Raw genomic sequence first — 8,042 nt, 5'->3', positions numbered from 1 at the left:
GAATCGACACCAAGAACGGGCGCATCGCGGTGAAGGGATGGAAGGCGCAGGTGGCGTTGACGCCGGACGAGGCAATTCCGCAACTGGATCTCCATGTGGCCGGATACTTGTACACGCACGTGGATGGTGAAGGACTGATGCAGGGGTTCCCGATCAACGTCGCTTCACGATTGCGTGGATTGACGGCGCGCCAACTGATTGTGGCCGGGGGAATCCGATGCCAGCAGGAAATCGATGAGCTGGATGCGATGGGAGTGGATGCCGTAGTGGGGATGGCGGTCTATACAAATCTGCTTCCAGTCTGAATTTGAAACGCATCATCACTGAATCTCACATTCTGCCTCGCACTCTAAGTCATCGGATATTCTGGAAACACCCGTAGTCAAAACTGTGTGCGAAAGAGAGACCCTAGGCCATGACGAAACCAAGTGGGATCCGCCTTGCAAAGCGCCTGGATGAGGTTGGATTCTCTGATATCGTGCAGATTCGCAACAAAGTTATGGAGATGCGGGCGGGGGGACTGCAGGTGCATTCCCTGCACGGCGGCGAGCCTTACTTCGAGACACCGGAAGGGATCAAGTATGCGGCGATGAAGGCGCTGGTGGAGAACTACACGCATTATGCGCCGTCATCGGGAGTGCTGCCGCTGCGTAAGGCGCTGGTGGAAAAGCTTGCCGCGAAGAATGGGATCAACGCGACGACCGATGAGGTAATTGCGACTGTGGGCGGCTCGCAGGCTTTGTACGGCGCCTTTCAAAGCGTGCTTGATCCGGGCGATGACGCGCTGGTCTTTTCGCCTTATTGGACGCCGATTGCCGACCTGGTGACGGGGACGCAGGCGCGTCCGTTGTCGGTGTCGACCGCGACGGCGCGGCGCAATGGGATTCGCAAGACGCTGGAGCAGTTTTCAACACCCAAGACGCGCGCGATTTACTACAACACGCCGCAAAATCCCAGCGGGCTTGTGTTTACGCGTTCCGAGGCGGAGGAAGTGGCGGCATTCGCTCGCGAGCGAGACCTGATTGTGATTGCCGATGAGGCATACGAGGATCTGGTGTACGACGGCGAACATGTGTCCATTGCATCGCTACCGGGAATGGCGGAACGCACCATCACGTGCTTCACGTTCTCAAAGACGTATGCAATGACGGGATGGCGTGCGGGATACGCGGTGGCCAAGGAACCTTTCATGACCGCGCTGCGGAAAATAGTCCTTTACTCGACGAATGGCGTGACCACCTTTGTGCAGCAGGCGATGATTCATGCGCTCAAGACGCCCGAGTCGGAGATCGTTGCGTATCGCGAAGAGTATCGGAAGCGCCGAGATCTGCTGGTCGGAGCTCTCAACGAAGTCGGGCTGAATTGCGAGCCGCCCGCCGGGGCCTTCTATGCATTCCCAAATGCCGAGAAGATTCACAAGAACAGTCGCACAGCAGCGCAGATTCTGCTCGAGAAGGCGCACATTGCGACGATTCCGGGGTCGGTGTTTGGGGCCCAGGGAGAAGGCCATCTCCGGTTCGGGTATGCGATCACGACAAAGGAGATCGAAGATTGCGCGGAGGCATTGCGCAAGTTCCTCGGTTAGTTCTCTTTGGTTTGTGCTTCGCCCATGGCGCGGCTGGTTTCGACTCGCGATGCGCGCAGCAGCCGGGCGATCTGCTTGAGGTGCAACTGGACTGCGTAGGTGCGCAGGATTTCAGCCTGAGAGAAACTCGAACTGGTGTGGCGCACTCTGGCCATGCGGTCTTCGAGTTGCGCGATGTCTTCTTCGAGATTGAGATTCGGCGGCGCGATCTGAAAGCGCCAGGCGTGAATGCACTTTGCCAGGTATTGAAATCCTGATTGGATATCCGCCACGAGACCGCCAAGCTCAGGCTCGAGTTGTTGTGCGTAATGGTCTTCACGGCTTTCACGGACGGCGAGTTCAAGGGCTACGAGGGCATCGAATATCGTGCGGCCAAACTGTGCCAGCATTCCAAGGCCTTCCCGCCAGCCGGGACCGCCGGAGGGTTCGTTACGCGACGCTTCTAAAAGTGCGTTATTGGCGCGCAGCATGGCGAGAACATCTTCGCGCAGTTCTGCAAGGTTCTCTGCGGGATGCCCGCGGAATCCTTCCAAAATAGCTTCGAAGAAGGCATTGAGCACGAGGAACTCCTGGGCGAGGCCATCGCGCAGTCGCAGGCGGGCGCGATCGGGGAAGACCAGGGTGGCAACAGCGACTGCGACAACGATGCCAAAAAACACTTCGCCAACGCGGTGCAAGGCAAGCAACCAATGGGCGCCGGTTGACTGCACCAGCATCACAATCGCGATGGTGACGCCGGCAAGACGCGAACTGTTGCGGAGACCGAGGAGTCCACAGAGAATGACGGCGGATATTACGGCGAGAATAAAGTTCCACGGAAGTGTTCCGTAGAGAGAAAAGGCGAAACCGAAAGCCGCGCCGATGAGGGTGCCAAGGATACGATCGCGCGAGGCGGAGATGGTGGCGCCAAAGTTGGACTGGAGGACGATGATGGCGCTGATGGCCCCCCAGTAGCCGTCGTGCAGGCCAAATCGAAGCGCGATCCACCAGCAGAGAGCGGCCGCGATAGCAGTCTTGGCTGCGTCGATGAAGAGCCGCCTGCGCTCCCAGTTGAGCAGGCCTTGTTGGGTGGTGCCGTCAACGCGCAGTTTGACCGCCAGCTGCTGTTGCGACCACGTTCTGTCTTTAGTCAATCGCATGAGAGCGAACGGAAAAACTCCTCAGTTACAGCATGATGGATTTTGGCGAAGCGTTCGTGCCGCAGTTTGGACCGCATAGCATGTAGCATAGAGGCAGAATCACAAATCTCCGCGCATTTTTCTTTGCCTATGCTTCGTGTTGGATACTCAGCAAATATATCGGCCGAACTGCTCTCCGAATTTCCGCCGGGAATCGAGCTGCTTCGTCTGCCGCGCGATCTTGACCACGATGTCGAGATCGAAGTGTGGATTCCCGATCCCTATCCGACGAAGAACACGCAGATCTTTCCACATCTGCGCGGCGTGAAGCTTGTGCTGTCGCTGATGGCGGGAACGGAATGGATTCCTGCGGCGGTCGGGCCGCACGTCACCATCTGCAATGCGCGCGGGGCGCATAATATTTCGACGGCGGAGTGGACCCTGTCCGCGATTCTCGCGATGCTGAAGCACTTCCCGTTATTTCTCGATGTCCAGCGGTCGGGAGAGTGGAAGCGACGGTTTGAGGCGAGCGCGGAATACGCGCAGATCACGGGCGATTCACGGGTGCATTATCCGCCGGTGATGCTCGAAGAACTGACGGGGAAGACGGTGCTGTTGGTGGGTTACGGCTCGATCGGCAAGGAGATCGAGCGGATGCTGCAGCCGTTCCACGTGGAGTTGATTCGGATTGCGCGGACGGCGCGGGAAGATCCCAAGGTACATTCGGTGGCGGAACTCGATGCCTTGTTATCTAAGGCCCAGGTTATCGTGCTGATTCTGCCGTCGTCGGCGGAGACGCGATGGCTTATTGATGCCCGGCAGTTCTCGGTGATGCAGCAAGGGGCGTTGCTGGTAAACGCTGCTCGTGGACCGATTGTGAACACACACGCGCTGGTCGAGGCGTTGCAAAGCAGGAGGATTCGTGCGGCGCTGGATGTGACAGATCCTGAACCTTTGCCCGTTGGGCATCCGCTTTGGACATGCCCGAACCTGCTGATCACGCCGCATGTAGGCGGGTCAAGTCCGGAGTTTGCGCGGCGTTCATTGAAGATTGCAGCCGACGAACTGCGGCGTTATATGGCTGGAGAACCGCTGCGCAACGTGGTGCAGGCCGCGGTTTGAGTGGAGCGCGCGGCGCGCTGCCAGTCGCGCAGGCCAAGAATGGCCAAACCGACGAGGCCGGCGTAGAGGACGGCGGTGAGCCACAGGTCCTTATACATGTACTCGCCGATGTAAACGAGGTTGACCACGATCCAAAGCCACCAGTTGGCGATGTGTTTGCGCGCTTGCCACCAGCTACTGACGAGGCTGAAGCTGGTGAGTGCGGCGTCGAGATAAGGAAGTGCTGCATGGAGCCGCTTTGCCAATTCTCCGAGCACGAAGCTGCCGGCGATTCCGACAACCAGCGCTATAACGAGGCTCGACAGTGCCAGGGGAGCTACGCGCACTTCACCTTCTTCGCGCACGCCGCGCCACCAGTGCCACCAGCCGTAGAGGGTGAAGGCGATGAAGAATATCTGGAGCAGCGCGTCGGAAAGCAGCCGGGCACGATAGAAGACGACGAGATAGAGAATGTCGGCGGCAAGAACGACGGGCCAGCAGATGAGAAGTCGTTTGGTAGTAAGCCAGATGCCGACGGCGGTGGTGATGAAGCCGGCGAGTTCGACCCAGTTTGCGGCGAGATAGTGGGCAATCGTAATAAGGATCATGCGCGCACCGCCTGGCCTTCGCGCGCCTCGGCCCAGCGGCGTAAGGGATCGAGCAGCTTTCGCCCGCCCGGGCCGCGAAACCATTGCGCATGTCCCACGAGATAATCGTTGGTGGCGACGCGAGCCTTTTCTGCTGAGTGCAGCACGCCGAGGAAATAGTGGGCTTCGGTGAGCGCGAACTCCACGTGGCTTAGGGCCAGCATGGGCGCGAGCGCAGCGGCCTCAGCCTCGCTGAGAGGCCGGACTTGCTCGTAGCCGTCGAGCATGGCCCGGAGGTGGTCCAGGTGCACGGGTACTTCTTCGCCGCATTTAGGGTCGCGCATAAGGACGAGCCACACCACAATATTGCGCTCGATAGCCTGGGCAATGTCGTAGACAGCATTGGTGCGATCGGCTAGTCCGAAATCGATGATTGCGGTGGCGCGGGCGTGAGGGGTGGTGTCGCTCCAGAAAAGGTTAGAGGCGTGCAAGTCGTTGTGCGTCCAGAGCGGATGAAGCGACGGCAGAATTGGCTTCAGTTCGTCATGGAATGGCGCGAGCAGAGTGAGTGCCTCTTCGCAGTCGCTGCGCGTCTGGGCATCCTGATCGAGTTCCGGGCGTGCTGCGAGATATTGCTCGAGCGCTTCTCGGGCGTCCTGCGATGCAAAGATGGTGAAGCTCGCGACAAGCGGGCGCGGCTTCCTTGCCGGCGCGCCGTAACTCTCGGCGGCGAGGTGCAGGCGCGCCAGCATCTCACCCGCGGAACTCGCGTGCTCCACTGATTGAAACGGAGTCCACGAAATTGCGTCTTCGTATAGATCCAGGCCTGCGGCGATTCCGTGAACTTCGTAGGTCCATTCGCCGATCTCGATCGCGGTATTGCCGGAGTCGGCTGCGAAGATGGGGGGCACTCCAACTCCGTTCGCGCGCAAATGCTCCATGAAGCGATGCTCTTCCATGAGGCCTTCGGCATTGCGGACCGCGCGCGCGTGGCGTTTGACAAACACTTTTTCACGGCGCGTTCTGACGATGCTCGCGGCCGAGAACGGCCGCGGGCTCGCGGACAAGATTTCGAGTGGATCGCCGGCGGACGGTATATTCGCGAGAAGAGTGCTGACCTCGTCGAGCGTCAACGGTGGCCAGTCAGGCTGGACCAGCGAGCCGTCCAATCCGTGAGCTTTTGCTGTCTCGTTCAACTCAATTCCTTGCGTCACTATCTGCTAGAACGTGTAATGGGCAGCAAGCCTGACCGTAGTGGGCGCACCCTGATGGAGGAAGGTATCACCATAGCTTGCTCCCGTGTCTTTCCAATACCGCTTGTCGAGGATGTTATCGGCGTACAGGTGAAGGGTGAGGCGGCCATTTTCGCCGCCGGGTGTGTAGCGTGCGCCGAGGTTGAACAGGTTGTAGCCGCCGACGCTTACAGTGTCGTCGCGAGTGGCTTCCTTGCGGCTGGTGTAACTCCATCCGGGCATCACGTGCAGCCCCCGTGCATGGGGCATCAGGACGTCCGCGAAGATCGCAGAGTGAAAACGAGGAACGTTGATGACCTGCTTGTCGTCGAAGGAAGGTGTGCCGGTATCGCTTGAGATGGCGCGGAGGGCTGCGGCCGAAGCGCTGAGTTGGATCCAGTTTGCAGCTTTGCCTTGCGCATTCAGTTCGATGCCGTCGTGGGTTTCGTGGCCCTCAGGCTCAAAGCACTGGTCGCCGGGATTGCCGGTGGGGCAGAATGCGTCGGGGCCTGCAATGATCTTGGGGTAGAAGAAGGGCTGGCGCATTCTGAAAATCGCGGCGGTCAGCAGAATCGCATGCTCGTATTTCGCGCCGATCTCAGTCTGACGCGTCATGAAGGGAGCCAGGAATGCGTTTGCATTGTCGACCCACCAGGGAGCCTGCGGACCGAGAGAAAGAAGGACGCCGTAGTTGCCGTAGAGGGTGAGATCGTGCAGGGGTGAGTAGGTGGCCCCATACTGCGGCAGCCATGACGTTCGAGGCTCGGTGTAATTGAAATCGGTGACGCGCGCGATGCGGCCGCCTGCCTGCAGGACGATATTGCCGGGCAGATGAGCGCGTTCCTGAACGATGCCGGAGAGTTGGTGATCGAAGTCGGCGAGCGTGGATGGGCCGGCCTGTTCGTAGGGGTCTTCCGGGGCGTAGGAGATATTTGGTTGATAGACGTTTTCGACGCCTAGGGGCGCGTACACGACCGTGGGCGATAGATCCACGGTGCGGTGGAAGAGTGAGCCGCCGCCGACCACGTCGTGGCTAACCTTGCCGGTGGTGACGTGGCCCTGCACCAGGGCTTCTCCGAGGGCATCGATGCGCAATTCACCGGGGCTGCGGTAGTCGTAGATTTCGTAACTGCCATCGGGGCAGAAGAAGTAGTAGGGCGAGGCGGGGCAAAGGGAATTGCCGTCTGCATCGAGTGCCGGACCGTAGGGCCAGATGACGTTGTCGTCGATGAGGGAGTGGCTGTAGGAGCCCGCGAAACGGAGATTCCAATTTGCAGCAAGCTTGCGTTCGAGGCGCGCACCAGTGTTGAAGGCGTCGAAGGTATTCGGTTTTGACCACGGCTGGAAACCGAGCATCACGGAGGGATAAACGGGAGCGGGCACGGTCGTACCGCCGAGCAACTGATATCCAGCTTCGGAGCGTTCGACCTTGTGTTGATATTCGAAGTCGGTCATGAGCTGCGTGTTGGCTCCGAGCTGCCAGCGCCCGTCTGCCGCTCCCATGCCGCGCCATCCGTCAGCGCCCTCGACATAGGTGTGGATGTCTTCGCCCGCAGCGGTGATGAACAGGCCTGATCCGCCATGAAGCCCCGGGACGGCGAACTGCGTAGCGCCATACGCAGTGCCGCGTTGATCCGTAGCCAGATCGATTGTCGGACGCTGGCCGGGGTAGGGTTCGCTGGTCACGTAGTTGATCATGCCGCCCGATGAGGCCACTCCGCTCTCGAGTCCGGCAATACCTTTTACAATCTCGACGCGTTGCTTGTTTTCGAGAGGTACATCCTGCTCGCCGGCGATGGTCATGCCATTGATCTGCAGGCCTGTCGCAAGATCAATGGGAAAGCCACGAATCTGGAAGTCACCATAGTAGCCAACGGGCGCGTAATCTTCGCCAACCGATGCGTCATTCTTAACCACGTCTGAAAGCAAGCGCGAAACCTGATCCCTCATCAGGGCGCTGGAGAGTGCGATAACGGAAAGCGGTGTCTCGCGGATCGGCGTGTTGTCCAGGCTGCCGCCGGAAGCGTTGTCCGAGAGGTAGTTGTCTTTGACATCGCCATGAACGACGACCGTGGTTGTGACGCGATCCGGCTTTTGCTGGGTAGAGCCTGTGGTTGGCTCCTGCGGTGCGGCAGCGTTTGCGGGCGAGGGGGTTGCGTTTTGAGCCGATGCACAGGATCCGCCGAGTGCAGAAGCGAAAAGCATCGAGCAGAGGGGGGCTCTAGCGAGCCGGAACATCCTTGCCGACAATCCTGGTGAGGAGTTTTCGCCGATTTGCCGCGAAGGAGATTGGCGCGCACGCATCCCTTGTTCTCACTTTCATGAAACAAGAGTGTCTGTGCTGGGAGTGGAAGAAGTTGGCCAAACTGGCTTCGAAAGCTTCCCACGCCGGCATTATCCGGATCGGGTTCGAGGGTAT

Annotated in this window: 7 protein-coding genes; 3 read left to right on the top strand and 4 right to left on the bottom strand. The window is 59.5% G+C overall.

Features of this window, described 5'->3' with window-relative positions; all coding sequences use genetic code 11:
- Together WA354_RS04445 and WA354_RS04440 are read left to right on the top strand one after the other, a co-directional pair.
- The coding region (locus WA354_RS04445) for a HisA/HisF-related TIM barrel protein (protein ID WP_472811804.1) at positions 1-305 on the top strand (305 nt) is incomplete at its 5' end.
- A 110-nt stretch (positions 306-415) separates the two neighbouring features.
- Positions 416-1,585 (top strand): pyridoxal phosphate-dependent aminotransferase, encoded by a 1,170-nt coding sequence (locus WA354_RS04440; RefSeq protein ID WP_472811803.1) that lies wholly within the window; start codon positions 416-418, stop codon positions 1,583-1,585.
- Here the strand turns inward: WA354_RS04440 and WA354_RS04435 are convergent.
- Entirely contained in the window at positions 1,582-2,724 is a 1,143-nt protein-coding gene (locus WA354_RS04435; protein WP_472811802.1) for an FUSC family protein, read from the bottom strand. The two genes, WA354_RS04440 and WA354_RS04435, sit on opposite strands and share 4 nt — an antisense overlap.
- A gap of 129 nt (positions 2,725-2,853) precedes the next feature.
- Here WA354_RS04435 and WA354_RS04430 point away from each other — a divergent pair, with 129 nt between their 5' ends.
- Positions 2,854-3,825 (top strand): 2-hydroxyacid dehydrogenase, encoded by a 972-nt coding sequence (locus WA354_RS04430; protein ID WP_472811801.1) that lies wholly within the window; start codon positions 2,854-2,856, stop codon positions 3,823-3,825.
- On the opposite strand, the gene pnuC is transcribed toward WA354_RS04430, so the two are convergent.
- Genes pnuC through WA354_RS04415 form a run of 3 tightly spaced genes read right to left on the bottom strand, consistent with a single transcriptional unit; the run spans position 3,777 to position 7,828 of the window.
- Positions 3,777-4,412, bottom strand: coding sequence for a nicotinamide riboside transporter PnuC (gene pnuC / locus WA354_RS04425; protein WP_472811800.1), 636 nt, complete (start codon positions 4,410-4,412; stop codon positions 3,777-3,779). The genes WA354_RS04430 and pnuC overlap by 49 nt on opposite strands.
- On the bottom strand, positions 4,409-5,587 hold the full coding sequence (locus WA354_RS04420; protein WP_472811799.1) for a phosphotransferase enzyme family protein: 1,179 nt from the start codon (positions 5,585-5,587) through the stop codon (positions 4,409-4,411). The genes pnuC and WA354_RS04420 overlap by 4 nt, the downstream gene beginning before the upstream one ends.
- Positions 5,588-5,611: 24 nt before the next feature.
- A complete protein-coding gene (locus tag WA354_RS04415) occupies positions 5,612-7,828 on the bottom strand; it encodes a TonB-dependent siderophore receptor (protein ID WP_472811798.1) in 2,217 nt (738 codons plus the stop codon).
- Between the last annotated feature and the right edge of the window lie 214 nt (positions 7,829-8,042).

It is taken from the genome of Occallatibacter sp. (assembly GCF_049802275.1).
Lineage (GTDB): Bacteria > Acidobacteriota > Terriglobia > Terriglobales > Acidobacteriaceae > Telmatobacter.
The sequence above is the reverse complement of the archived record's forward strand: the minus strand, read 5'-3'. Positions and strand labels throughout refer to the sequence as shown.